Origin of the sequence: Streptomyces sp. NPDC051684 (assembly GCF_044453445.1) — a bacterium.
In the GTDB taxonomy this organism is placed as follows: domain Bacteria; phylum Actinomycetota; class Actinomycetes; order Streptomycetales; family Streptomycetaceae; genus Streptomyces.
Genome location: NZ_JBITCS010000029.1, coordinates 43085 through 67209, shown reverse-complemented (window position 1 = coordinate 67209; position 24125 = coordinate 43085). Strand labels below are relative to the sequence as shown.

Genomic DNA, 24125 nt, shown 5'->3' with positions numbered 1-24125 from the left:
CGACAAGGCCGGTACCCGCAAGCGGAAGAGGCCGTCGTGGAAGAGCGTGAACTGGACCATCTGCGCCGGTGCGTGGAGCTGGCCACCGAGGCGTTGGACTCCGGAGACGAGCCCTTCGGCTCCGTGCTGGTGGACGCTGCCGGGACGGTCCGGGCCGAGGACCGCAACCGGATCGCCGATGGTGACTCGACCCGCCACCCCGAGTTCGAGCTGGCCCGCTGGGCGGCCGAGCACCTGACGCCCGAGGAACGGGCCACCGCCACCGTCTACACCTCCGGCGAGCACTGCCCGATGTGCTCGGCGGCGCACGCCTGGGTCGGCCTCGACCGGATCGTGTACGTGGCCTCCTCGGCCCAGCTCTCGGAGTGGCTGGCCGCGTGGGGGCGGCCCCAGGGCCCGGTGAACGCCCTGCCGATCCAGGAGGTCGCCCCGTCGGTGAAGGTCGAGGGGCCGGTGGACGAGCTGGTGCCGGCCGTGAAGGAGCTGCACCGGCGGCTGGCGCAGGGGGCCTGACACCCCGCCGGGGCGGCTTCAGCCCAGGCCCAGTTCCCGCTCCCCCAGCGGCGCGAAGCAGCGCTCCACGTCGGTGGGTTCGACCCCTGCCAGGGTGGCCGGGGACCACTTGGGGTCGCGGTCCTTGTCGATGATCTGGGCGCGGACACCCTCGGGCAGGTCGTGGGTGTGCAGGGCCGCGCAGCTCACCCGGTAATCCTGGTCGAGGACCTGCTCCAGGGTGTCGAGGCGGGCCGCGCGGCGCAGCGACTCGAGCGTCGCCTTCACGGCCATGGGTGACCGGGACAGGATCAGGTCCGCCGCCTCCTTGGCCGCGACGTCGCCGGTGGCGAAGAGGCGTTCCACGATCTCCTCGACGGTGTCCGCGGCATAGCACGCGTCGATCCAGTCACGCTGCTCGGCGAGGACGCCCCGCGGCGCGTCCTCGGCGTGGTGTGCGATGAGGCGGTCCGGCTGCGCCCCGGTCAGCTCGCGCAGGAGCGCGGGCAGCGCCTCGGACGGTACGTAGTGGTCGGCGAGGCCGCACAGGAGGGCGTCGGCGGCGCCGATCGGCATGCCGGTCAGCGCGAGGTGGGTGCCGAGGTGTCCGGGCGCCCGCGTGAACAGGTAGGTGCCGCCGACGTCGGGGACCAGGCCGATGCCGACCTCGGGCATCGCGATCTTCGAGCGTTCGGTGACGATGCGGATGCCGCCGTGCGCGGACAGGCCGACCCCGCCGCCCATGACGATGCCGTCCATGACGGCGACGTAGGGCTTCGGGTAGTGCGCGATACGGGAGTTGAGGCGGTACTCGTCGCGCAGGAAGGCCTGCGAGGCGCTGTGGTCACCGCTGCGGGCGTCGTCGTGGAAGAGCCGGATGTCGGCCCCCGCGCACAGGGCCCGCTCCCCCGCTCCCTGGAGGACGACGGTCCCGACGGCCGGGTCGTCCGCCCAGGTGTCGAGGGCCTCGGCGATCGACGTCAGCATCGCGTGAGTGAGGGAGTTCAGGGCCCGGGGCCGGTTCAGGGTGAGGTACGCGGCGCGTCCCTCCACGGCCTCCAGCACGGGGGCGGCGTCGGAGCTCAACGGTGGTTCCTTCCGGTGAAGATCACGGCAGGACCATCTCTATCACCTGCGGCAGCGCCCATGGCGTGGTGTACGACGGGCCGAACACGGGGGTTCCCGCAATTGAAATTGCGAGGTACGTTTATGCAATCGCACTTGCAGATTGCTCGTTCTCCCAGAAAGCAACGCCCGTGCCCTCATCTCGCACCCCCAGCACCCCCGGCCAGGCCGACTGGCTGGGCGATGCCCTGCCCGACGTGCCGCTGTCCAAGGCCCAGGCCCGCGTCGTCGATGTCATCGTGCGCAATCCGCAGCTCGCTTCGTACGCCGAGATCGCGCAGATCGCCGAGCGGGCGGACGTGAACAGCTCCACCGTCGTCCGCGCCGCGCAGACGCTCGGCTACCAGGGCTGGCCCGACCTGCAGCGGGAGCTGCGGGCGCGCTACCTGGTGCAGATCTCGACCGAGGACACGCTCACCGAGCACGGCGAGCACCGCAGCCCGCTGCACGACGCCCTGACGCACGACCTGGAGAATCTGCGCCAGACCCTGGAGAGCAATTCCGCGGCGGAGGCCGAGGCCGCCATCTCGGCGCTCGCCGAGGCCCGCTCGATCCTCGTCGTCGGCGTCGGCTCCTTCGCGGGACCCGCCACCGTGATGGCACACCTCGGCTCCACCATGGGCTACCCGATCACGCTGGAGAGCCGGGCTGGCGTGCATCTGGCGTCGGCCGTGAACAGTGTCGGGCCGGGCGATGTGCTCCTGGTCGTCAACATGTGGCGCTCCACGAAACAGGTCATCGCCGCCGCGGAGGCCGCCCACGAGGCCGGGGCCACCGTCGTCGCGATCACCGACATGCGCCGCGGTCGGCTCGCCACGTTCATCGCCGACCACCTCCTCATCGTGCCGTCGGAAGGCATCTCGTTCTTCCAGTCCGTCACCGCCGCCACCTCCGTCGTCTACGGGCTGCTCGCCGGCATGCAGGAGGCGCAGCCCGAGCGCAGCCGCGCCGCAATCCGCCGCACCCAGCAGCTCTGGCGCGACCTGGACATCTATCTCGACTGACCCACCCCGAGCGGCGGGGGCTCCGCATCCCTTCGCCGCCTCCCCTCCCGCAAGGAGCACACATGAGCAAGCACATCGCCGTCGTCGGCCTCGGGTCGATGGGCGGTGCCATGGCCACCGCCCTCGTCGGCGCCGGCTGGCAGGTGCGCGGCTTCGACCCCTCCCCCGCAGCTCGGGCCACCGCCCAACAGGCCGGTGTGGACACCGTCGACACACTCGAACAGCTCGCGGGCACCCCGTACGTGGTGCTGTCGCTGCCCTCGGCCCAGGTCGTCGAGGCGAGCCTGCCCGTCCTGCTGGCGCGGCCGGGCACGGTCGCCGTCGTCGACACCACGACCTCGCAGCCGGACACCTCGACCGCGTGTGCGGCGCTCGCGGCGGGTCATGGTGTGTCCTTCGTCGACGCGCCCGTCTCCGGCGGCCGTACCGGCGCCGTGGCCGGTCGCCTGACCGCGTTCGTCGGCGCCGAGCCGGACGCGCTCGACGCGGCACGGCCCGTGCTCGACGCCCTCACCGGCGGCCAGTTCAGTCACCTCGGCGGTCCCGGCTCGGGCAACGTGGTGAAGCTGCTCAACAACATGCTGGCCGCCGTCAACCTGGTGGCGGTCGGCGAGGCCCTGGCCGTCGCGGAGTCCTACGGCGTCGACCCGGCCGCCGCGTCCGCCGGCATCAGTGACGCGTCCGGGGCCAGCAAGGCGTCCGCCGCCATGTATCCGGACTGGGTGCTCAGCGGCACCTACGACTCCGGGTTCTCGCTCGGGCTGATGGCGCGCGACGCCGCCCTGGCCGTCGAGACCGCGCAGCAGCGCAGCGAGACACCTCAGTTGCTGGCCGCCGCGAGCGAGCGGTGGCAGGAGGCCCTGGCCGAACTGGGCCCGGCCGCCGACTTCTCCGAGATAGCCCGCACCGTCGCCCCGACCCTCACGCGTTAAGGACCGACGCACCATGAACACCACGACCTTCTCGATCGAGTCCGCCACCTCCGGCGCGGACACGGCCCGCGCGGCCCTGGACGCCCACTTCCCGCAGGGGCTCGGCTCGTTCGTCGACGGACATGTCGTCCCCGGCCGCGGCGAGGCCGTCCGCCTCACCTCCGCCGCCACCTCGCAGTGGGTCACCGACTACGCCGACGCCGGTAGGGAGGGCGCCGACACCATCCTGGCGAGCGCCGCCCGCGGGGCCGAGGTGTGGGCCGCCACCGACCCCTTCGAGCGCGCGGCGATCCTGCGCGAGGTCTCCCGTACCGTCGCCGAGCACGTCGAGGAACTCGCCGCGCTGGAGTCCGCCACCACGGGCAAGCCGATCCGTGACACCCGCGGCGAGGCCGCGAAGGTGGCCGAGATGTTCGGCTACTACGCGGGCTGGGCGGACAAGCTGCTCGGACACACCATCCCGGTGCCGGGCAACTGGCACACGTACACCGAGCGGGTCCCGTGGGGTGTCGTCGTCGCCATCACGCCGTGGAACGCGCCGCTGTTCACCGGCGGCTGGAACTCGGCGGCGCCGCTCGCCGCGGGCAACGCGGTCGTCGTCAAGCCCAGCGAGTTCACCCCGGCGTCCACCGTGCGCCTGGCGCAGCTGGCGCATCAGGCGGGCCTGCCGGACGGTGTGTTCAACGTCGCCACCGGGCTCGGCTCGACCGTGGGCGCCACCCTCACCACCGACGCGCGGGTGGGCAAGGTCTCCTTCATCGGGTCGGTGGGCACGGGGCGGCGGGTGGCCGTCGCCGCGGCGGGGGCCGGTATCCCGACGGTGCTGGAGCTCGGCGGCAAGAGCGCCAACATCGTGTTCGCCGACGCGGATCTGGACCGGGCGGCGGACGGGGCCATCTCCGCGATCTTCTCGGGGGCCGGGCAGTCGTGTGTCGCCGGTTCGCGACTGCTGGTGGAGCGGTCGGTGCACGCCGAGTTCGTGGCACGCGTCACGGAGCGGGCGGCCCGGCTGCGGGTCGGCGACCCGCTGGACCCGCGGACCGAGGTCGGCCCCATCATCACGGAGTCGCAGTTCGCGACGGTCACCTCGCTCGTCGCGGCGGGCATCGAGGGCGGAGCGCACCGGGCCACATCGGCGGACCTGCCCGGGCATGTCACCAACTCGCCTCTGGCGGACGGCCGTTGGGTACTGCCCACCGTCCTCGACGGGGTCAGTCCCGCCAATGTGCTGGAGACCACCGAGGTGTTCGGTCCGGTCGTCGGCGTCGACTCCTTCTTCACCGAGTCCGAGGCCATCGAGCGCGCCAATGCCACCACCTTCGGCCTGGCCGGAGCGGTGTGGACCCAGGACGTCGCGCGGGCCCACCATGTGGCTCGCGCGGTGCGGGCAGGTACCTTCTGGATCAACTCGTACAAGACGATCCACGTGGCCGTGCCCTTCGGTGGCTTCGGCGACTCCGGGCACGGCCGGTCCTCCGGCCCCGGCGTGCTGGACGAGTACACCCAGACCAAGGCCGTGTGGACACCCACGCGTGCCGCCGGTTCCCCGTTCCCGTCGCTCAGCTACTGAGGAGTCCTCGATGAGCCAGACACACACCGTCGCCGAAGGCGACCGACTCAAGAAGGACACCTCGGCCGGTGTCACCACATGGGAAGGCAAGGTGCTGTCGCTCGCCCGCGGCCTGCACGCCCACCCCGAGCTCTCCTTCGAGGAGACCGGGTCCGCGGCGGCGATCACCACGCTCCTCGCGGAGGGCGGCCTCACCGTCGAGCACGGCACCGGCGGCCTGCCCACCGCGTTCACGGCGACGGCGGGCAGCGGCGAGCTGGCGGTGGCGCTGTGTGTCGAGTACGACGCGCTGCCCGAGGTCGGCCACGCCTGCGGGCACAACCTCATCGCCGGTGCCTCGGTCGCCGCGGCCCTCGCCCTGGCCCCGTACGCCGACGAGCTGGGCATCACGCTCAAGGCCATCGGCACGCCGGCCGAGGAGCACGGCGGCGGCAAGACGCTGATGCTGGAGGCGGGCGCGTTCGACGGGGTCGGCCTGGCCCTGATGGTGCATCCGGTGCAGGACGGCGTCTCGTACAACCCGGCCGGGACCACCGCGCAGGCGGTCGGCCGCTACCGCGCGGTGTTCACCGGCCGCGCCGCGCACGCCGCGGCCGCGCCCCACCAGGGTGTGAACGCCGCCGACGGTGCCACCATCGCCCAGGTCGCCATCGGCCTGCTGCGCCAGCAGATCCCCGGGGACCATCGCGTGGCCCTGTTCGTGTCCGAGGCCGGTGTGGCCACGAACATCATTCCGGAGCGTGCGGTCGTCGACTTCGAGTGCCGGGCTTTCACCCTGCCCGAGTACGAGTCGCTCCTGACCCGCGTACGGCGCTGCTTCGAAGGCGCGGCCATGGCCAGCGGCACCGAGGTGACCATCGAGCCGACCGAGCCGCTGTACGAACCGCTCGTCCAGGACGACGCGTTGGCCGGGTACTGGACGGCCGCGATGGAGTCGTTCGGGCGTGACACCACGTCCGGCGGCCGGCTCGGCGGCGGGTCGACCGACATGGGCAATGTCAGCCAGGTCATCCCGAGTCTGCACCCCTGGCTGAGCATCCCCGGGGCCGAAGTACCCATCCACTCCCACGGATTCGCCGCCGTCGCCGACACCGACGCGGCGTACGAGGTGATGCTCGAAGCGGCCCGCGCGCTCGCGTGGACCGTCGTCGACGCGGCGGGCGACCCGGAGCAGCGTGCCCGGTTCGTCGAGGCCGCCTTCCACCGTGACACCAGAAGGGCCGGGTGACGACATGTCCACCCTCCTCAAGTCGGACGACCGCGGCACGCGGACCCGTCAGACGCTGCCGATCGCCGGGCTCGCGCTTGTGATCGCGCTGGTCGTGCAGTTCATCGGTGAGCTCGACATCGACCTGGGCATCGGCTCCATCATCATCTTCCCCATGGTGTGGGGCCTGTTGCTGGGCCTGCTGGTGTCGATCCAGAGGTTCCGGCCGCTCGGCATCGATCTGCAGAAGGTGGCGGCCGCGCTCGTCGGCGTCGCCGTGATGATCCTGGTGGCCCGGCTGGCGTTCAACATCGGCCCCAGCCTGCCGACGCTCGCCGACGCCGGTCCCGCGCTGCTGCTCCAGGAAATCGGGCATCTGCTCGGCACGGTCGCCATCGCGCTGCCGCTCGCCGTGCTGCTGCGCATGGGCAAGGCCACAGTGGGCGCCACGTTCTCGCTGGACCGGGAGCCGTCGTTCGCGATGGTCTCGGAGAAGTACGGTCCCGACTCGGACCAGTACCGCGGTGTGCTCGCCATGTATGTGTTCGGCACGATGTTCGGAGCGGTCTTCATCACGCTCCTGACCTCGCTGGTGTCGAACTGGAACATCTTCGATCCGCTGGCCCTGGCGATGGGCGCCGGTGTCGGCTCGGGCTCGATGATGGCCGCGTCCTCCGCGAGCATCGTGGCCGCGTATCCCGGCGACGAGCAGGCGATCCTGGGCATGGCCGCGGTCTCCAACCTGATCACGACGATCCTCGGTGTGTACGTCGGGATCTATCTGGCGCTGCCGCTCGCCGACCGCTTCTACCGGTTCCTGACGCGCCGTGGGCGTACGGAGGCGACGGAGAGCGCGCCCACCGAAGCAGGCGGGACGGAACAGAGCGCGGCGGAGAACCGCGCCTTCCGTGAGCAGGTCGCGGCTGCCGGGGGCGAGATCAAGCTCCCGCTGTGGCTGTCGCTCGGTGTGCTGACGATCCTCGGTCTCGGCACCGCCTCGGTCGCGGCGGGGCACGTCGGCCTGGACATCGTCGGCGGTTACGCCGTGCTGCTCGCCCTGGTCCTTGTCGGGCTCGTGCTCGCCAAGGTCAGCCGAAAGATCTCGGCGATCGTGTGGATCACCACAGTCGGCGCGTACGTGTCCAGCCCGTGGTTCTTCGCCTCGGACACGCTGAACCGCCTGGTGTCGTCGGTGGACTTCCTGTCCATCGCGACCATCATGCTGACGCTGGCGGGGCTCTCCCTCGGCAAGGATCTGCCGCTGCTGCGCCGCATCGGATGGAAGATCGTCCCGGTCGGGCTCGTCGCCATCACAGCGTCGTTCCTGCTCTCGGTCGCCATCGCCGAGTTCACGCTCGGGGCGTGGGGCTGACGCCCCTCACGCCACCCGTACTTCCTGCTCGCGGACAGGCCGCTCGTGCTCGGCGCGGGCGGCCTCCAGCAGCCGCCGCCAGGAGGTGACGGTCGGCCGGCGGCGCAGCAGCGCGCGGCGTTCGCGCTCGGTCATGCCGCCCCACACCCCGTGCTGGATGCGCTGATCCAGCGCGTGGGCCAGGCACTCGGTCTTGATCACGCATCCGGCACAGATGCGTTTGGCGCTGCTCTGCGCGGCTCCCTCGACGAACAGTTCGTCGGGATCCGTCGTGCGGCATGCTGCCCGTTCCCACCCAGAAACCTGCTCGTGACGCACTGCTTCCGCCCCCATTCCCGTATCGCCTCTCAGCGTAGCCGAGTCGTCACTTTAGGCCATACGTGCAGCTCGCGCACCTCACCGCATCTGAACACATGGTCAATTGCGGATTCGAAACGAACAAAAAACGTGTGCTTACAGGCAGTTGGGCGGCCTGAACGGCGGCCAGATCCGGTAACACCGTCCGGCCTGACCGCTCGGGTCAGACCTGCGTCGTCGCCCCCACCGGCTCGCGGCGCACGACGTCCACCAGGGAGCGGTCGGTGATCTTGAGTGCGGGCGACACGGCGAGCGTCAGGGTCGACACGCTCATGAACGGGTTGAGGTGGCGCCAGCCCCAGTTCTCCAGCGCGCCCCGCACCGCGGCCGCCTGGTCGGCGACGTCACCGGCCGGGCGGGCGGACAGCACGCCGCCCACGGGCAGTGGCATACGCGCCGCGATCGACTCCCCCTCGGGTCCGGCCACCACGGCGACGCCTCCCCCGTCCGCGACGACGGTCGCCGCGGCGGCGGCCATCGCGGCTCGGGAGGTCCCGATGGTCAGGAGGTTGTGGCTGTCGTGGGCGTACGTCGAGGCCACGGCGCCGTCGGTCAGTTCGCGGCCGAGCAGCGGCGCGAAGACCGCACCCTCGTGCCCGTAGCGGTTACGGACGCGGACGAGGGTGGCGCGGCCCTCCCACCGCACCTCGCCGTCCCGGACCGGGAGTTGGATCTCCGCCGCTTCGGTGTAGGTGTCCCGCTCGTTGACCCGCATGGCGCGGAACGTGTGCACGCCGTCGGGCAGGTCGATCCTCCAGCGGAACGTGTCGGCGTCCTGGGCTTCGACGTCGATGCGGCTGCCGAGGGGCGCGCCGGCCGCTGCCCCGGTGCCCGCCTCCGAGCGAGGGGGTGCGCCGTCCCGGCCCACGATCCGGCCGCCTGAGAGCACCAACGCCGGTTCGAACGAGGCGAGTTCGCCGCGCAGCAGCACCAGGTCGGCGCGCTTGCCCGGCGAGACGACGCCGCGGTCGTGCAGGCGCAGGCGCTGGGCCGGCGTCCACGTCAGGGCCTTGAGGACGACATGCGGCGGGAAACCGGCGGCCACGGCCACCCGTGCGATGTGGTCGAGGTGGCCCTTGTCGACGATGTGGTCGGCGGCGAGGTCGTCGGTCACCAGGCACAGCGGCGGGAGCTGAGGCAGCGCGAGGAGGGCCTCGGCCACCTCTTCGTTGAGGCACTTCTCCTGAAGCATCATCGTCATGCCCATACGGGCCTTCTCCAGGACCACCTCGGTGCGGTTCTTGGTGTGGTCGGAGTCGACGCCGGTGGCGAGGTAGGCGCTGAGTTCGGCGCCGGTCAGGTTCGGGCAGTGGCCGTCGAGGACGACGTCCTGCGCGCGGGCCGCGGCGGTGATCTCGTGCATCCGCCGGTCCCCCGCGACCACGGCCCGGTAGTCCATGACCTCGCCGAGCGCGATCACTCCGGGCCAGCGCAGCATCTCCGCGATGTCGTCGGCGGACAGCGCCGCCCCGGCGTGCTCCAGGCCCTCAAGGGCGGGTACGCACGACGGAACACCCCACAGCTGGGTCTGGGCGGTCTCCCGGCCCGCGTCGATCATCCAGCGCATGGCGTCCCGCCCGGCGACGTTGACGATCTCGTGCGGGTCGGCGAGCACCGTCGTCGTGCCGCGCGCGAGCGTCACCGCGGCGAACTCCTGCGGTGTCAGGAACGCGCTCTCGATGTGCATGTGCGCGTCGACGAAGCCGGGGACGACCAGCATGCCGGTCGCGTCGACCTCCTCGCGGGCGTCGGCCGGGGTGCCCGGGGGCAGCACCGCGCTGATCGTCTCGCCGCGCACGAGCACGTCGGCGGCGAACTCCTCGCCGGTGAAGGTGGACACCACGCGCCCGCCGCTGATCCGGAGGTCGTGCTGCTCACTCATGGGGTCGTGCTCCTTCAGGAAGGGGGGCGTCACTCGGGGGCGGGGCGGGGCGGTGTGCCGGCGCCGTCAGGGGACGAGTGTGTAGAAGTAGTAGCCCAGCGGGACCATGACGATCCACAGCGGCCAGGGCACTTCGCGGACGCGTCCGGCGACGGTCTTCACCAGGACGTGGGCCGCGAGGCCGACCGCGATGCCGGTGCCGAAGTTGCCGAAGAACAGCGTGGTCGCGACGGTCAGGGCCGCCGGGATCGCGTTGGTCGGGTCCTTGAAGTCGACGTTCTTGAGGGCACCGAGCATGTTAAGGCCGATGTAGATCAGCACAGGCGCGGTGGCCGCCGAGGGGATCAGTGTCGCGAACGGCGTGACGAGCAGCAGCAGTCCGAACCCGCAGGCCGCCCACACGGAGGAGAGGCCGGTCTTGCCACCGGCGTCGGCCGCGGCGGACGACTCCAGATAGGCCGTCATCGAGGGGGCGCCGACGGCCGAACCGCCCATCACGGAGACCGAGTCGACGAGGAAGGGGCGGCGCGAGCCGGGGATGTTGCCGTCCTTGTCGAGCAGCCCGGCGCGCCCCGAGACGGCAAGAAGGGTGCCGGTCATGGAGAAGAACTCGGAGACGAAGAAGGCGAAGATGTACGGGAAGTACTCCGGCTTGAGCGCGCCGAGGATGTCGATGTGGAAGAGCAGGGGCCCGGGCGAGTCGGGGGCGGAGAAGAGGCTGTCGGGGACGTCCGTGACACCGAGCGGGATGCCGACGATCGTGACGGCGGCGATGGTGATGAGGAACGCGCCCGGCACCTTGCGCGCCGCCAGCGCGGTGAGCAGCAGCAGTCCGCCCAGGGCGAGCAGCCCGGCGGGCTTGGACAGGTCGCCGACGGCGAGGGCCGCCTTGTCGGCGTTGCCGACGACGAGGTCGGCGTCGCGGAAGCCGATGAGGGCGATGTAGAGGCCGAGGCCGCCGCTGATGGCGTACTTGAGGTTCATCGGCATCAGGCGCGTGACGAGGTCGCGGATGCCGAGCAGGGTGAGGACCAGGAAGGCGACGCCGGACCAGAACACCATGCCGAGCGCCGTGTCCCAGGGGACGTGGTCCTGGCCGACGATGGTGAAGGCGATCAGGGCCACGCCGCCGAGGCCGGGCGCGACGACGAACGGCAGGTTGGCGATGAGGCCCATGGCCAGGGTCGCGAGCGCGATCGCGATGATGACGGCGGTCGTCGCGGCGCCGTGCGGCACGCCCGCGCCCGCCAGTTGGCCGGGGACCACGACCACGGCGTAGGCGGCGGCCATGAACATCGAGGCGCCGGCGACGAGTTCCGTGCGGGGACTGCTGCCCCGGCCGCGGACGCGGAAGAGCCGCTCGACGAGCGAGGCCGACTCCGGCTCGGGGGTGGCGTCGGCCTGCTCGCCGGAGGGCGGAGCGGTGGTGGACATGGGGACCTCGGCGGGATGAGGGGTGGGCAGGGCGGTCTGCGGCGGCTTTGGCGCGAGGAAGGGCACGGGGGCGTGCGGGCACCCGATTGGGTACGGTCTCTGCAACCGGTTGCAGAGACCGGTTGCAGGTATCATGACATGGCATAAAGGGAAAGTGAACAGCGGCCCGGACGAAAGCTTTGGACACCGGGCCGGGCACCTCGGCCGGGACGACCGGTCGGGACGGCGAGCAGGGGGCAGCAGTGGCGACGCTCATGGACGTGGCGCAGGCGGCGGGGGTGTCGAAGGCCACCGCCTCGCGGGCGTTGCAGCGCCCCGACATGGTCGCGGAGGGCACCCGACTCCGGGTGCGGGAGGCCGCGGACCGGCTCGGGTTCCAGCCCAACTCCGCGGCCCGTGCCCTGACCAAGGGCCGCACGGGACTGGTCGGCCTGATCGTGCCGACGCTCTCCAACCCCTTCTTCGCTCCCCTGGTCATCGGCGCGCAGCAGGCCGCGGAGGACACCGAGAGCCATCTGCTCATCGCCGTGTCCGAGTACGACGCGGAGCGTGAGGCAGCCCTCGCCGACCGGCTGTCCGAACAGGCCGACGGGCTGATCATGGTGACGCCGGTGGGCACGGACGCCGCGCTGCGCGAGCGCTTCAAGCGGCGACCGCTGGTGCTCGTGGACCGCCAGGTGGGACGCCTGCCGGCCGTCGTGGCCGACACGGCGGCGGGCCTGGCCGAACTCCTCGGCCACCTCATGGACCTCGGCCACCGCGAGATCGCCTACGTGTCCGGGCCCGCGGGTTCCTGGGCGGACGAGCAGCGGCGGGCCTCGCTCACCGCGCAGGCCTCGGACGCGGGCGCCCGCATCCATGTGCTGGGCCCGCTGCCGCCCACGTTCGACGCGGGCATCGAGGCGTCGCGGTCCCTGCCCGGCGCCGCCACGGCCGTGCTCGCGTACAACAGCTATCTCGCGCTGGGCCTGCTGCACGGTCTGGGTACGACGGGGCGGCGCGTGCCCGAGGACATCAGCCTGGCGGCGGCCGACGACCTGAGCACGCTCGGCGCGACGACTCCGCCGGTGACCGCGCTCGATGTGCCGCTGCGGGAGGTCGGCACGCTCGCCGTCACCCGGCTGCACGAGCTCATCGACGGGCATCGGCGCACGGTGACGTCCCGGGTGCCCGCGGCGCCGGTGCTCCGTGCGTCGACGGCGCCGCCGCAGGCGGTCTGACGGGGGTGCGTGTCACCGTCAGTGACTCAGCGCCGGTGCCACGTCCAGCTCCAGTGTGTCGCCGACCTTGATGCTGCCCGGTGTCAGCACGTCCGCGTACACACCGAACAGGACGCCGCGGCCCAGGGTGCTCTCGCCGAGGCCCCGGTAGCCCTTGATCAGAGACAACGCGCGCATTCCCCCGGAGCCGTCGGCCGGGTCGCGGTTCACGGCGCCGCACCGCTTCACCGGGCCCTCGACGCGCAGCTCCGCCCCGCCGACGCGCACGGTCCGGCCCTCCCAGGTGTCCTCGGCGTGCGGTTCGGCGCCGGTGAAGCCGAGCGTCATGCGGAAGCGTCGCGCGTCGACCGCGTCGAGGCCGGACCTGCGGGCCAGTTCGTCCACGGAGGCGTCGCCGAGGAGGGTGACGGGACGCAGGTCCACGCCGCCGTTGTCGGCGTCGGGGCGGACCAGGCGAACCGGTTGACCCACGCGGTCCGAGAAGAGTTCGGCCCACGGACCCTCGACCAGGCGACCGGGCACCGCGTGGTGCCGGAAGAAGTCGACCTCCAGCGCGTCGCCGAGGCGCACCTCACCGGTGGCCTCCGAGCCGTCCGGGCCGGTCACGGTCAGGACCCTGGACTCCGCCGTGTAGTGGGCGGTGTACCCGGCCCAGGCTCCCGTACGGGTCATGGACAGCAGGTTGCCCTCCGCGTCCACCATGAGGAAGGCACGGTCGCCCGCGACCCCCGTTCTCGTCAGCTCCACCTCGTGGCGCGGCACGACCCCGAGTCCCTTGATGGCGGTGGTCGTCAGCGAGGTGACCTGGAGTCCTTGAACGGGTGTCATGGGCCTGTGCTCCCCTACTTGGCGTACGTCTCCGAGTACAGATCGGCCACGTAATACTTTCCCGGGTCGGTGTTGTCGTCCAGTTGCTTGTTACGGACGAAGAAGTCACCGAGCTTCTTCAGCCAGGTGTCCACCTCGCCGCTCCTGGTCTTGGCGACCAGGTCCTTGGTGGAGAGCGTCTGGACGTGGGAGGCGTCGGCCTTGGCCTGGGCCTGGGTGACCTGGAGCATCTTGGCGGTGAGGGCGACGGTCTCCTCGGGGTGTTGCTGACGCCAGTCATTGGCCTGCTGGAGGACCTTGATGACCTTCTTGTTCTTGGCCTCGGGCACCTTGTTGCCGGCGACGAAGGCGGTGGGGAAGGAGTCCTCGGTGTCCTTGGTGCTCGCTATCTCGTGCAGGCCCGGGACCTTCTTCTTGATGGTGTCGATGGCGGGGTAGAAGAAGCCGGCGCCGTCGATCTTTCCGGAGGAGAAGGCGGAGACGATGGTCGACGGGTCCATGTTGACCTTGGTGATGTCCTTCGTCGTCATCCCGGCCTTCGCGAGGGCGATGTTGAGGATCATGTCCCCGGACGTGCCCTCGGGGACGCCGACCCGCTTGCCCTTGAGGTCTTTCATGGACTTCATGCCGGGCTGACCGATGACCCGGTCCGCGTACGTGAGGGTGTCGATCGCGATCACCTTGGACTTGCCCGAGGCGGGCAGCCACATGGCGCCGGGGCCGATGTAGCCGTAGTCGAGGCTGTCGGCGCTGAGCGCCTGGATCTGCACCGGGCCGTTGTTGAACGCCTTCACCTTCGCGGTGAGGTCGGCCTTCTTCCACAGGTTCTGCCGCTCGGCGATGGCGAGCAGGCTGGCGCCGTTGTAGTCGGCGATGTAACCGAAGCGGACCGTGTTGTCGTCGTCCGAGCCGCCGCCGGAGCAGGCGGTGACGGACAGCGTGAGCATCAGGGCGGCGGGCAGCGCCGTGCGGGTGGTGCGCCTGAACCTGCTTCTGGGCATGCTGGAGGTCCTCTCGGGGTGGTGCGCGGGAAGGTGTGAGCGGAGGTCAGGCGGCGTTGGGCGGCGCGTCCTGGTGGTAGACCGAGGTCCACACCTCGTTGCGGATGCGCCGGAACTCGGGCGAGAGCCGGATCTGTTCGGTGCGCGGGTAGGGCAGGTCGACGTCGACGACGCGGTGGATGCGGCCGGGCCGCGCGGCCATCACCACGACCCGGCTGGCGAGGTAGACGGCCTCGTCCACGTCGTGGGTGATGAACAGGACGGTGCGCTTCTCCTGGCTCCAGGTCGCGAGGAGCTGGTCCTGCAACTGCACCCGGGTCAGGGCGTCGAGCGCGCCGAACGGCTCGTCCATCAGCAGGACTTGGGGGTCCACCGCGTAGGCGCGGGCGATGGCGCAGCGCTGCTTCATTCCGCCGGACAGCGTCTTGGGCAGGGCGTCGGCGAACTCGTCGAGGCCGACGAGGGCGATGGCCGCCTCGGCGCGGCGGCGGCGCTCCGCACCGGGCACGGAGGCCAACTTGAGCCCGAATTCCACGTTCTGGCGGACCGTCAGCCACGGGAAGAGCGCGTACTGCTGGAAGATCACGCCCCGGTCGGGTCCCGGCCCCGACACGGGTGTGCCGTCGACCAGGACGGCGCCGGAGTCGGGCTCCTGGAGTCCGGCGGCCATGCTCATCAGAGTGGACTTGCCGCAGCCGGAGGGGCCGACGACCGTGACGAACTCCCGGTCGGCGATGTCGAGACGGATACCGTCCAGTGCGGTGAAGGTGGCTCCCTTGAGCGGGAACGTCTTCACCACGTCCCGGAAACTGATCTTGCTGTCCATCATCGTCCCGTCGTGTGCTTCCTGTGCTTCCTTGCCGTTCATCGACGCTCCTGCCAGCCGGTGAGCCGCCGTTCGGCCAGCAGCAACAGCCGGTCCATGACGAGCCCGAGCACACCGATGGAGATCAGGGACACGAAGATCGTGTCCATTTCGAACCAGGTGGACGCCTTCTGCATCCGGTAGCCCAAACCCTCCTGGGCGCCGATGAGTTCGGCGGCTACCACGGTCGCCCAGGAGGCGCCGAGGCCGATGCGCATGCCGACGAGGATGAACGGGGTGGAGGCGGGGACGACCACCTTGGCGAAGATGGTGCGGTCCGAGGCGCCCAGCACCCGGGCGGCGTTGATGAGTGTCTTGTCGACGTCGACGACTCCTTGGAAGGAGGAGACGACGCAGGCCATGAAGGACGCCAGGAAGATCACGGCGATCTTCGGCACCTCGCCGATGCCGAGCAGCACCACGGCCAGCGGAATCAGCGCGAGCGGCGGGATGGTGCGGAAGAACTGGATGTACGGCTCGACCAGGGCGCGCACCGTCGGGTACCAGCCCATGAGGAAGCCGACGGGCACGGCGGCGAGCACGCCGAGGGCGTAGCCGAACAGGACACGGCGCAGGCTGGCGAGGGTGTCGTCGGCCAGGGTGCCGTCGGAGATCATGCTGCCGGCCTTCTCGGCCACGGCCGCGGGCGTGGGCAGGTTCTCGACCCAGCCGAGGGCGGCCACGACGGCCCATACGGCGATTCCCGCCACGACGGCGACGACGTTGAGGATCAGGGGTCGGCCGCGCCCGCGGCGCGGTGGCTGCCGCCGGGTCTCGGTGGTGGTCTTCTGAGCGGGGGTGATCACAGCCATGGTTGCCTCGCTGCCGGCTTCACGCGTGCTCCTCGGGGACGGGCGGCGGGTAGTGGGTGAGCAGGGGGGATTCGTGCAGGACGAGGGCGATGCCGCCGAGCGCGCTGCCGGCCTCGCCGAGCGTCGCGCGGCGCAGGTCCACGTGGGGGTGGGCCATCGGCATCAGGCGTCGGCGCAGGGCGCGTTCGACCGGGTCGAGGAGGGCGGCGCCCGCCTCGACGAGTTCGCCGCCGACGACGATGACGCCCGCGCCGACGACGTGACAGACCGCGGCGAGCACGGTACCGACGTCGCTTCCGACGTGCTCCAGGACCGCCAGGGCCGTCGGCTCGGCGGCGGTGACCGCTTCGAGGAACCCGGCGAGATCCTGGGCCCTGCCGCCGGACTCGCGGTAGCGGCACAGGACGGCGTCGAGCGAGGCGCGGGTCTCGAGACATCCGGTGCCGCCGCACTCGCAGGTGCGGCCCATCGGGTCCACGGTGATGTGTCCGAACTCGCCCGACAGCCCGTACCGGCCGCGGTGCAGTGCGCCGCCCACGACGAGGCCGCCGCCGACGCCGTGCGACAGGCGCAGGTAGAGGACGTCGCTGCTGTCGGCCGCCGCGCCCCAGACGGCTTCGGCGAGGGCGGCGAGCCGGGTGTTGTTGTCCAGCAGGACCGGCACCTCGAACCGCTTGCGCAGCAGGTCGGGCAGCCCGTCGAGGCCCTGGGCGTGGGCGTGTTCGCTGCCGGGGTCGGCGATCGGCCCGACGACGCCCACCCCGATGGCGGTGAGCGCGTCGAGGTGTACGCCGCGGGAGCGGCCCTGCCCACCGGCCTCGCCCGGATCGGCAGCGGGCGGGCCGGTGGCCAGGGCGTCGAGGAGCCGTTCCGCGAGGTCGACGCGTTCGGGCCAGGAGAGGTCGGGGGCGTGTGCCTCGCTCGCCGACCCGACCACCTCATGGGCGAAGTTGACGGCCGCCACGTGCACGGCGCGGCGCGCGAAGTCGATGCCGACCGCTTCACCGGCGGCCGGGTTGAGGCTGAGCTTCTCCACCGGGCGGCCACGCTTGCGCGTCTCGATCTGCGCGGGGGCGGCGACCACGGCGCCGCTGCCGAGCAGGTCGGCGACGATGTCGTGGAGCGTGGTGCGGGAGAGCCCGCTGCGGGTGCCCAACTCGGCGCGGCTCAGGGGGCCTTGTTTGCGCAGCAACTCGAGAACGGACTGCTCGTGGCCGCGTCGGAGCCGCGTCAGCGGGCCGTCGTGTTCGTGCATGCCGCACAGCATGTGAGGGCCGACGATTTTCGTCAATGAGTCGGACCGAAATACTCACGCCGCCCCTTTGCGCAACAGCCCGTGACCGCACTGAACTTGACCTGCGGTGATGTGGAGGCGCCCCGCACACGGCCGGGCCGCGGCATGCCCGGGGAACGCCATACGACTGCAACATTCCCCGCCGACCAGCACCCTCTCGACTGCCGGTCCGCCACTCCCGCACTCATTTATGTAGGCGCTCTTGACTTAAATTGCGGGCACGCTGAAGCATGCTGCGCACACCCCAGACCGATCAGCCGAGGAGCCCGCCTGATGACCCGGGAAGAGACGAACGCAGCGCACATCGGCCGCCGCGGAGTGCTGGCCGGCATCGCCGGAACCATGGGGGCGGCGGCACTCCCCTCGACGCCCGCGCTCGCGGAACCCGCCCGCCCCGCCATGAGAAGGCCGTATCCGCCCAACTGGCCCGCCCTCGCGCCGTACGGGCTCGCGGACACCCGCGAGGACCTCTGGCCGCGCGCGGACAACTCCTTCGTCCTGCCGCTGGAACTGCGGCCGCGCGACGAGGAGTTGGGCCGCGTATGGATGCGCGACACATACGTGAACTGCTTCGTCGTCGACGGCCGTCCGCTGTACGTGGCCACCGGCACCACCCGTGTGCCCGGCCTCTCGGCGGCCGGACCCTGGAACGACGGCATCTTCGTATGGACCGCCCCGTCGCTGTACGGGCCGTGGCGCCTCGCCGACACCACCGGGATCCGGCCCGGCACCGAGCGCGGCAAGGTGTGGTCGCCGGAGTTCGTGGACGAGAACCGGCCCGGGCGCACGGTCGTCGCGTCGTGGCAGGAGTACTGGCACGACGAGCAGTTCGGCAAGCGGGCCAACGCCTGGGCACCGGAGCTGCACCGCTTCCGCGGCAAGTGGTACATCGTCGCGTGCATGGGCGACCACTCCCAACTGGTGGGCTCCTTCATGCTGGTGAGCGACGGCGGGGTGGAGGGCCCCTATCGGCTCGTCGACGGCAACCTCGACAAGCCGTTCGGCGACGTGGTGCCCGGCGGGCCCGCCTTCATCAAGCCCGGCGCGTACCACCACATCGACGGGGGCCTGTTCACCGAGGGCGACGACGCGTGGTTGGTGCTGCACAACCACGTGTACGCGAAGTTCCGCGACGACATGGAGGACATCGTCCCGACGACGAACCTCCCGGCGTTCCGGCAGACCCCGTACTCGCCCGAGCCGTACCTGGAGGGCGCGTACGTCTTCAAGTACGGCGGCAAGTACTTCCTGGTCCACGCCGCGTGGGACCGCGCGTCGACGGCGGCCGACGGCAGCACGCGCCACGCCTACGACCCGCCGGGCGACGGCCGCACGCAGTACCAGTACGACGCGGTCGTGGCCGTCGCCGACCGCTTCGAGGGCCCGTACTCCAAGCGCTGGACCGCGGGCGTCGGCGCCGGGCACAACAACTTTTTCGAGGACCACCACGGCGGCCTGTGGGCGACGTTCTTTCGCAATCCCGCCTTCGGCTACTGGGCCGACCCGGCTCGTTCCGGCGACGCTGCGGTGCCCGGTGTCGTCCGCCTGGAGTGGACGGGGCCGCAGGGCAACCGCCTGTACGTGAAGCGGACCTAGATTGGACTCGATCCAAACTGGGACGTACCCTAAGAGAAACCGAGGTACATATCAGCGCAGTCAGTGACGCCTGCCACCTCCGGTAACACATCACCACGGAGGCCCCCAGATGACTTGCTACGACTGCATCCAGGAAAACCGTCCCGACTCGACCGGAATCGGCATCTGCACCCGCTGCGGCCTGGCCACCTGCCACGACCACGCGCGCGTGCTCGCCACGCACGTCCAGCGGGCCAACGGCATGAGCCGCTCGACCAGCCACCTCTCCGGACGGCGCGTCGTCTGCCGCACCTGCCTGGCCGCCGAGGCCGCGTAATGCCTGGCCAGGACGTGGGCGAGCTCCTCAGGCGCAGGGGTCTGCGCGGCACCGCGCAGCGGCGCGCCGTGCTGAGCGCGCTCCAGGGTCGGCCGCACGCGTCCGCGGCCGACCTGGAGGAGCGGATCAAGGCAGCGGCCGGGCCCGAGGGCTTCACCCGGGGCCTGTCGCACCAAGGGCTCTACAACGTCCTGGAGGACCTCACCCGGGTCCACCTCGTGCGCTGCATCGAGCCGGCGGGCTCCCCCGCCCGCTTCGAGCTGCGCGTGGGCGACAACCACCATCATCTGGTCTGCCGCTCCTGCGGCCGGATCGAGGACGTGGACTGCGCCGTCGGCGCGGCCCCCTGCCTCGACCCGGCCGAGGACAGCGGCTTCACGGTGGACGAGGCGGAGGTCACTTGGTGGGGCCGGTGCGCCGACTGCCGCCGCGCCTCCGAGCGGCCCGCCTGAGATACGACAGGCGCCGCGCGGGCCTTGTGCACGCGCCCCATCCGGCGCCGCGATCTTTGTGGCTCCTGCCAGTCGGCCCCGGCGGTGCTCCGCGAGAAGGTTGCTCGCAGACATGACCGAGCCCGTACGGGGAGGCAGCGTGAGCACGAGCGCGGAGCAGCAGTACGACCGGATCGGCGAGGCGTTCGAGGGCTTCAAGGCCCTCAACCTGGCCCGCTATGTGGAGGTGCCGAGCTTTCTCGACCTCGTCGGCGATGTGGGCGGCAGGTCCGTCGTCGACCTCGCGTGCGGGACCGGCTTCTACAGCCGACTGTTCAAGCGGCGCGGCGCCACCGACGTGTGCGGCGTCGACGTCTCCGGGGAGATGGTCGACGTCGCCCGCCGAATCGAGAGCGCCGACCCGCTCGGTGTGCGCTACGCCGTCGGGGACGTTGCCACGACCGAAGTGCCCGGCGAGCGCGGCTACGACATCGCCACCGCCGTCAACCTGCTCAACTACTCCGAGACGGTCGACACGATGGCGGCCATGTGCCGCACCATCCATGCCGCCGTCCGCCCCGGCGGCACCTTCTACGCCCTCAACCAGAGCCCCGACTACGACTTCGACGGCCCGAGCCCACGCCCGTACGGCTTCCACTGCGAGCTCGAGGGCAGCAGTGTCGAGGTGGGTCCGCGGGTGCGTGTCACCGCGTTCCTCGACCCCGAGCCCGTCTCCTTCGTCGCCAGTCTGCCGCGCCGCGAGGTCTACGCCGAGGCGCTGACCCGGGCCGGATTCACCGACGTCGCCTGGTCGCCGCTGGCCGTCTCGGCCGAGGGCCGCGCGGCCTTCCCCGCCGGGTTCTGGGACGACTACGAGGCCAATCCGCCCTTCGAGCTGCTCACCGCCCGTCGCCCCTGACCTCGGACGACCCGTCGGGGGTCTCGGGCGCGCGCCGGCCCGAGGACTCCGTCGGGTCCTCACCCGCGGCGAGGTGTTCCAAGAGCTCGGCGAGCTCGTTGCAAGCGTGCTGCACCGAGTGCCGGGTCGCGCGCTGCTCCGTGACCAGCGCGGACAGCAGCAGCGCCGTCAGCGCCGCGGCGCCGTTGAAGGCCTGGAGCTTGGTCATCACCTCGATGTTGGTCAGGTCGAAGAACGAGCCCCGGTCCACGTGCGCCGCGTACGTGGTGAGCACGGACGCGAACAGCGCGCACAGCATGCTTCCGGCCAGCTCGAAGCGCAGCGCCGCCCAGATCAGCAGCGGAAAGACCAGGAAGAGCATGCTCGGCGAGCTGAACACGGCGAACGGCACGAACAGCAGCACCGCGATCCCCAGGCACCCGGCCTCCACCCAGCGATGGACGGGTATGCGTCCCACTGACGGCCGCCGGGGCAGGAGCGTGCCCCGGGCCAGCACCAGCAGCATCGGGGTCACGAGCAGCACACCCATGGCGTCGCCCACCCACCAGGCCAGCCACACGGGCAGGAAGTCCCCCGGGGCCAGCGATCCCGTCCACACCTGTGGCGCGACGCCGGCCGTCGAGCTGATCAGCATGGCGCCGAGGCCGATGAAGACCAGGCTGGTCCCGTCGCGCAGCCGTGACACGTCCGGCCGGAAGCCGACCCCCCGAAGCAGCAGCAGGGCGCACAGCGGCGCCGCGGTGTTGCCCGCGACCGTGACGATCGCGGTCAGGTCGGGGGTGGTGAGGGAGGTGATCACGAGGAAGGAGCCGAGGGCGATGCCGGGCCAGACCCATACGCCGAACACCAGCAGGGCGGCGACCGCGAGCCCGGTCGGCGGCCAGATGGGGGTGACCACCACGCCCTCGACGCCGACCTGCCCGAGCAGGCCGAGGCGCCCTGCCGCGTAGTAGCAGGCAGCCACGGCGAGTGCCTTCAGGGCCATCTCCATGGCCGGTCGGAACCGCCGAGAAACCACCACAGCAGCCATCAGACACCGCCCGGGTCGACTCGGCCACGCGAAGCCCTCCGCTCGTGTGGAGTACGCGCACCCATCAGCCGGTCGGCGGGCGCCGTCCCACGGAGCCGACGTCGTGGCCGACGACGAGGACGGCGGCGTCGTCCTCGTGCCCCACCGAGTCCGCCAGCTTCATCACTCCCCCGGCGAGTGTGTTGACGCCGAGACCGGCCGCCGCGGTCACCTCGGCGAGCCGCCGCACCTGGCCGAGACCTTCGTCGAGGTCGAGCGAGGGGCCCTCGACCACGCCGTCGGTGGGCAGGACGAAGACACCGCCGGTGGTGAGGCGGTGGCACGCGACGGGGAACGTGGCCCCCTCCAGCACGCCGAGCGGGGGCCCGCCCTCCGTGTCGTCGATGCCGGACCGGCCGTCGGCGGTGGCCCAGATGTGCGGGATGTGACCGGCCCGGGCGGTCTCCAGGGTGCCGCTGGCCGGGTCGAGCCGCAGGAAGGTGCAGGTGGCGAAGAGATCGGTGTCCAGGGAGACCAGGAGGTCGTTGGTGCGGGCGAGCAGTTCTCCCGGGTCTCCGGTGACGGAGGCCAGCGCGCGCAGCACGACCCGGACCTGCCCCATGTACGCGGCGGCCTGGATGTTGTGGCCCTGTACGTCGCCGATGGACAGGCCGATACACCCGTCCGCCATGGTGAACGCGTCGTACCAGTCGCCGCCGACGTTGAGGCCGTGGTTGGCGGGCATGTAGCCCACGGCGAGGCGGACGCCCTCGGGGCGGGGCAGGTCGCGGGGCAACATGCCCCGCTGCAGCGCCACCGCCAGTTCGACCCGGGAGCGCTGCAACTGCGCGAGCTCCCGCGCGCGGGCGGTGAGCGCTCCGAGTTTGGTCAGCAGTGCCTGACCGTCCTCGAGGGACTCGCTGCGGAACATCGTTCGCCCCGTTCCAGGAGATTTTCCCCCACTGTGCCCGTGCGGCGCGACGGTCGCACGTCAACGACCCGCGTGCGCGGTACGGGGCCGGGCGAGGACCGCCGCGGCGAGCGCGGCCAGCAGCAGGCCGACCAGCGGCCAGCGCACCGCCGTGGTGAAGCCGTGCAGCAGCGAGGTGCGGTGCGGGGCCGCGAATCCCGCGGCAGCGCCCGCCGCCACGGTGTTGAAGACGGCGGAGCCGATCGAGCCGCCGACCTGTTGGGCCGAGTTGAGGGCGGCCGAGGCGATTCCGGAGTCCTCGGGCGGCAGGTTCGAGGTGGCGGTGGTCATCAGGGCCAGGAACGTGGCGCCCATGCCCATGCCGAACAGGGCGAGACCGGGAAGGATGCCGCTCGCGTAGTCGGCGTGCACCGTCAGGCGGCTGAGCCACCACAGGCCCGACGCGGCGACGCACAGGCCGCTGACCATCATCACGCGGGCGCCGAGCCGGGGCAGCAACCGGGTGCCGAGCTGCGTCGCGGTCAGCGTGGTGACGACGCTCAGCGGCAGGAAGCCGAGGCCGGTGCGGGCCGCCGACCAGCCGAGGACGGTCTGCAGGTGGAAGGTGAGGAAGAGCGAGAGGGACAGTTGCGCCGCCATCAGGCAGGCACCCGCCACGAGGGCCGCCACCCTGGCCCGGTCGCGCAGCAGCCGCGGCGGGAGCAGGGGGGTGCGGGCCTTGCGGAGCCAGAACGCGAAGAGGAGGAGCAGCACCAGGCCCGTCGACAGCGCCGCAACCACGGGCCGGCCGGTCCAGCCGCTGTTCTCCGCCGCGCTGAACCCGTAGACGAGCAGGGTCAGTCCGCCGCAGGCGAGCAGCGCCCCGGGAATGTCGAGGCGGCCGCGAGTGCGGGGCGCCGTGTCGGGCGGCATGAGCACGCTGCCGGCGAGGGCCGCCCCGGCGAAGAGGACATTGACGTAGAGACACCAGCGCCAGCCGGCGGTCTCGGTCAGCACGCCGCCGAGGGTGACACCGAGGGCGCCGCCCGCGCCGCCGAGCGCGCCGAAGATCGCGATGGCACGGCGGCGTTCGCGCAGGTCGGGGAAGGTCGTCGTGATGAGGGCGAGGGCGCTCGCGGCGAGCAGCGCGGCGAACACTCCTTGCAGGGCGCGCGCCGCGAACAGCGTTCCCGATCCCGGGGCCGCGCCACCGGCGGCGGAGGCGACGGCGAAGCCGGCCAGGCCGGTCAGGAAGACCCGCTTGCGGCCGACGAGGTCGGCGATCCGGCCCGCCAGCAGGAGCAGCCCGCCGAAGGCGAGGGTGTAGGAGGTGATGGCCCAGGGGCGGGCCGCGTCGCTCATGCCGAGGTCGCGCTGCATGGAGGGGAGCGCGACGTTCACGATGGTCGCGTCCAGCAGGATCATCAGCTGGGCGAGGCCGAGCACCGCCAGGCCCCACCAGCGGCGGGGCGGGGCGGGCGGGGCCGGTGCGGCGGTGGCCGCGGCGGCGGCGCAGTCCTGTGTCATGTTGTGTGGTGGTCCGTGGGAT

General features: G+C 71.6%; 23 protein-coding genes. 11 read left to right on the top strand and 12 right to left on the bottom strand.

From position 1 onward, the window contains the following. Positions 1–36: 36 nt before the first annotated feature. Positions 37–513, top strand: coding sequence for a nucleoside deaminase (locus ACIA8D_RS30110; RefSeq protein ID WP_399237210.1), 477 nt, complete (start codon positions 37–39; stop codon positions 511–513). A gap of 18 nt (positions 514–531) precedes the next feature. Here the strand turns inward: ACIA8D_RS30110 and ACIA8D_RS30105 are convergent, their stop codons facing one another. Then, positions 532–1578: an enoyl-CoA hydratase/isomerase family protein gene (locus tag ACIA8D_RS30105; RefSeq protein ID WP_399237208.1), complete on the bottom strand. Its 1047-nt coding sequence runs from the start codon at positions 1576–1578 to the stop codon at positions 532–534. 170 nt (positions 1579–1748) lie between these two features. On the opposite strand from ACIA8D_RS30105, the gene ACIA8D_RS30100 reads away from it, so the two are divergent. The 5 genes from ACIA8D_RS30100 to ACIA8D_RS30080 all read left to right on the top strand — a co-directional run bounded on the left by ACIA8D_RS30100 (position 1749) and on the right by ACIA8D_RS30080 (position 7702). Continuing rightward, a complete protein-coding gene (locus ACIA8D_RS30100) occupies positions 1749–2621 on the top strand; it encodes a MurR/RpiR family transcriptional regulator (RefSeq protein ID WP_399237206.1) in 873 nt (290 codons plus the stop codon). 62 nt (positions 2622–2683) lie between these two features. Further along, the gene (locus ACIA8D_RS30095; protein ID WP_399237204.1) at positions 2684–3553 is read left to right on the top strand and encodes an NAD(P)-dependent oxidoreductase; all 870 of its coding nucleotides are present in this window, start codon (positions 2684–2686) and stop codon (positions 3551–3553) included. 13 nt (positions 3554–3566) lie between these two features. Continuing rightward, positions 3567–5123 (top strand): aldehyde dehydrogenase family protein, encoded by a 1557-nt coding sequence (locus ACIA8D_RS30090; protein WP_399237202.1) that lies wholly within the window; start codon positions 3567–3569, stop codon positions 5121–5123. Between the two features lie 10 nt (positions 5124–5133). After that, positions 5134–6351 carry a M20 family metallopeptidase gene (locus tag ACIA8D_RS30085; protein WP_399237200.1) on the top strand — a complete coding sequence of 406 codons (1218 nt, stop codon included), beginning with the start codon at positions 5134–5136 and terminating at the stop codon, positions 6349–6351. Positions 6352–6355: 4 nt separating this feature from the next. After that, a complete protein-coding gene (locus tag ACIA8D_RS30080; RefSeq protein ID WP_399237198.1) occupies positions 6356–7702 on the top strand; it encodes a DUF3100 domain-containing protein in 1347 nt (448 codons plus the stop codon). A 6-nt stretch (positions 7703–7708) separates the two neighbouring features. Here the strand turns inward: ACIA8D_RS30080 and ACIA8D_RS30075 are convergent, their stop codons facing one another. The 3 genes from ACIA8D_RS30075 to ACIA8D_RS30065 all read right to left on the bottom strand — a co-directional run bounded on the left by ACIA8D_RS30075 (position 7709) and on the right by ACIA8D_RS30065 (position 11375). Next, positions 7709–8035 (bottom strand): WhiB family transcriptional regulator, encoded by a 327-nt coding sequence (locus tag ACIA8D_RS30075; protein ID WP_399237196.1) that lies wholly within the window; start codon positions 8033–8035, stop codon positions 7709–7711. Between the two features lie 187 nt (positions 8036–8222). Continuing rightward, positions 8223–9941, bottom strand: a complete 1719-nt coding sequence (locus tag ACIA8D_RS30070) for an adenine deaminase C-terminal domain-containing protein (protein WP_399237194.1) — start codon at positions 9939–9941, stop codon at positions 8223–8225. Between the two features lie 66 nt (positions 9942–10007). Further along, complete coding sequence (locus ACIA8D_RS30065) at positions 10008–11375, bottom strand: NCS2 family permease (RefSeq protein WP_399237192.1); 1368 nt, start codon at positions 11373–11375, stop codon at positions 10008–10010. A gap of 242 nt (positions 11376–11617) precedes the next feature. Between ACIA8D_RS30065 and ACIA8D_RS30060 the strand changes: the two genes are divergently transcribed. After that, a complete protein-coding gene (locus ACIA8D_RS30060) occupies positions 11618–12595 on the top strand; it encodes a LacI family DNA-binding transcriptional regulator (protein WP_399237190.1) in 978 nt (325 codons plus the stop codon). An 18-nt stretch (positions 12596–12613) separates the two neighbouring features. Here ACIA8D_RS30060 and ACIA8D_RS30055 read toward each other — a convergent pair whose 3' ends face one another. Genes ACIA8D_RS30055 through ACIA8D_RS30035 form a run of 5 tightly spaced genes read right to left on the bottom strand, consistent with a single transcriptional unit; the run spans position 12614 to position 17368 of the window. Then, complete coding sequence (locus ACIA8D_RS30055; RefSeq protein ID WP_399237188.1) at positions 12614–13423, bottom strand: MOSC domain-containing protein; 810 nt, start codon at positions 13421–13423, stop codon at positions 12614–12616. Positions 13424–13437: 14 nt separating this feature from the next. Next, positions 13438–14424, bottom strand: coding sequence for an aliphatic sulfonate ABC transporter substrate-binding protein (locus ACIA8D_RS30050; protein ID WP_399237186.1), 987 nt, complete (start codon positions 14422–14424; stop codon positions 13438–13440). A 46-nt stretch (positions 14425–14470) separates the two neighbouring features. Then, on the bottom strand, positions 14471–15250 hold the full coding sequence (locus ACIA8D_RS30045) for an ABC transporter ATP-binding protein (protein WP_399237267.1): 780 nt from the start codon (positions 15248–15250) through the stop codon (positions 14471–14473). A 38-nt stretch (positions 15251–15288) separates the two neighbouring features. Continuing rightward, the gene (locus ACIA8D_RS30040) at positions 15289–16101 is read right to left on the bottom strand and encodes an ABC transporter permease (protein WP_399237184.1); all 813 of its coding nucleotides are present in this window, start codon (positions 16099–16101) and stop codon (positions 15289–15291) included. Between the two features lie 19 nt (positions 16102–16120). Continuing rightward, on the bottom strand, positions 16121–17368 hold the full coding sequence (locus ACIA8D_RS30035) for an ROK family protein (protein ID WP_399237182.1): 1248 nt from the start codon (positions 17366–17368) through the stop codon (positions 16121–16123). Positions 17369–17668: 300 nt separating this feature from the next. Here ACIA8D_RS30035 and ACIA8D_RS30030 point away from each other — a divergent pair, with 300 nt between their 5' ends. From ACIA8D_RS30030 to ACIA8D_RS30015, 4 genes are all read left to right on the top strand, one after another. Continuing rightward, on the top strand, positions 17669–18991 hold the full coding sequence (locus ACIA8D_RS30030) for a family 43 glycosylhydrolase (RefSeq protein ID WP_399237180.1): 1323 nt from the start codon (positions 17669–17671) through the stop codon (positions 18989–18991). Between the two features lie 109 nt (positions 18992–19100). After that, positions 19101–19307: a DUF2180 family protein gene (locus tag ACIA8D_RS30025; RefSeq protein ID WP_399237178.1), complete on the top strand. Its 207-nt coding sequence runs from the start codon at positions 19101–19103 to the stop codon at positions 19305–19307. Further along, the gene (locus tag ACIA8D_RS30020) at positions 19307–19759 is read left to right on the top strand and encodes a Fur family transcriptional regulator (protein WP_399237176.1); all 453 of its coding nucleotides are present in this window, start codon (positions 19307–19309) and stop codon (positions 19757–19759) included. Before ACIA8D_RS30025 ends, ACIA8D_RS30020 begins: the two co-directional genes overlap by 1 nt. A gap of 139 nt (positions 19760–19898) precedes the next feature. Then, positions 19899–20657, top strand: coding sequence for a class I SAM-dependent methyltransferase (locus ACIA8D_RS30015; RefSeq protein ID WP_399237174.1), 759 nt, complete (start codon positions 19899–19901; stop codon positions 20655–20657). Here ACIA8D_RS30015 and ACIA8D_RS30010 read toward each other — a convergent pair. The 3 genes from ACIA8D_RS30010 to ACIA8D_RS30000 form a co-directional block, all read right to left on the bottom strand. Next, entirely contained in the window at positions 20638–21648 is a 1011-nt protein-coding gene (locus ACIA8D_RS30010) for an MASE1 domain-containing protein (protein ID WP_399237172.1), read from the bottom strand. The two genes, ACIA8D_RS30015 and ACIA8D_RS30010, sit on opposite strands and share 20 nt — an antisense overlap. 103 nt (positions 21649–21751) lie before the next feature. Further along, entirely contained in the window at positions 21752–22597 is an 846-nt protein-coding gene (locus tag ACIA8D_RS30005; protein ID WP_399237170.1) for a PP2C family protein-serine/threonine phosphatase, read from the bottom strand. 60 nt (positions 22598–22657) lie between these two features. Beyond that, positions 22658–24103 (bottom strand): MFS transporter, encoded by a 1446-nt coding sequence (locus ACIA8D_RS30000; RefSeq protein WP_399237168.1) that lies wholly within the window; start codon positions 24101–24103, stop codon positions 22658–22660. Between the last annotated feature and the right edge of the window lie 22 nt (positions 24104–24125).

Bases quoted from the DNA above. Each gene is read 5' to 3' on its own strand.
- ACIA8D_RS30095 (WP_399237204.1), top strand. From the start codon at position 2,684: ATGAGCAAGCACATCGCCGTCGTCGGCCTCGGGTCGATGGGCGGTGCC.
- ACIA8D_RS30090 (WP_399237202.1), top strand. From the start codon at position 3,567: ATGAACACCACGACCTTCTCGATCGAGTCCGCCACCTCCGGCGCGGAC.
- ACIA8D_RS30085 (WP_399237200.1), top strand. From the start codon at position 5,134: ATGAGCCAGACACACACCGTCGCCGAAGGCGACCGACTCAAGAAGGAC.
- ACIA8D_RS30080 (WP_399237198.1), top strand. From the start codon at position 6,356: ATGTCCACCCTCCTCAAGTCGGACGACCGCGGCACGCGGACCCGTCAG.
- ACIA8D_RS30075 (WP_399237196.1), bottom strand. From the start codon at position 8,035: ATGGGGGCGGAAGCAGTGCGTCACGAGCAGGTTTCTGGGTGGGAACGG.
- ACIA8D_RS30070 (WP_399237194.1), bottom strand. From the start codon at position 9,941: ATGAGTGAGCAGCACGACCTCCGGATCAGCGGCGGGCGCGTGGTGTCC.
- ACIA8D_RS30065 (WP_399237192.1), bottom strand. From the start codon at position 11,375: ATGTCCACCACCGCTCCGCCCTCCGGCGAGCAGGCCGACGCCACCCCC.
- ACIA8D_RS30055 (WP_399237188.1), bottom strand. From the start codon at position 13,423: ATGACACCCGTTCAAGGACTCCAGGTCACCTCGCTGACGACCACCGCC.
- ACIA8D_RS30050 (WP_399237186.1), bottom strand. From the start codon at position 14,424: ATGCCCAGAAGCAGGTTCAGGCGCACCACCCGCACGGCGCTGCCCGCC.
- ACIA8D_RS30045 (WP_399237267.1), bottom strand. From the start codon at position 15,250: ATGGACAGCAAGATCAGTTTCCGGGACGTGGTGAAGACGTTCCCGCTC.
- ACIA8D_RS30040 (WP_399237184.1), bottom strand. From the start codon at position 16,101: ATGGCTGTGATCACCCCCGCTCAGAAGACCACCACCGAGACCCGGCGG.
- ACIA8D_RS30035 (WP_399237182.1), bottom strand. From the start codon at position 17,368: ATGCTGTGCGGCATGCACGAACACGACGGCCCGCTGACGCGGCTCCGA.
- ACIA8D_RS30030 (WP_399237180.1), top strand. From the start codon at position 17,669: ATGACCCGGGAAGAGACGAACGCAGCGCACATCGGCCGCCGCGGAGTG.
- ACIA8D_RS30025 (WP_399237178.1), top strand. From the start codon at position 19,101: ATGACTTGCTACGACTGCATCCAGGAAAACCGTCCCGACTCGACCGGA.
- ACIA8D_RS30020 (WP_399237176.1), top strand. From the start codon at position 19,307: ATGCCTGGCCAGGACGTGGGCGAGCTCCTCAGGCGCAGGGGTCTGCGC.
- ACIA8D_RS30010 (WP_399237172.1), bottom strand. From the start codon at position 21,648: ATGGAGATGGCCCTGAAGGCACTCGCCGTGGCTGCCTGCTACTACGCG.
- ACIA8D_RS30005 (WP_399237170.1), bottom strand. From the start codon at position 22,597: ATGTTCCGCAGCGAGTCCCTCGAGGACGGTCAGGCACTGCTGACCAAA.
- ACIA8D_RS30000 (WP_399237168.1), bottom strand. From the start codon at position 24,103: ATGACACAGGACTGCGCCGCCGCCGCGGCCACCGCCGCACCGGCCCCG.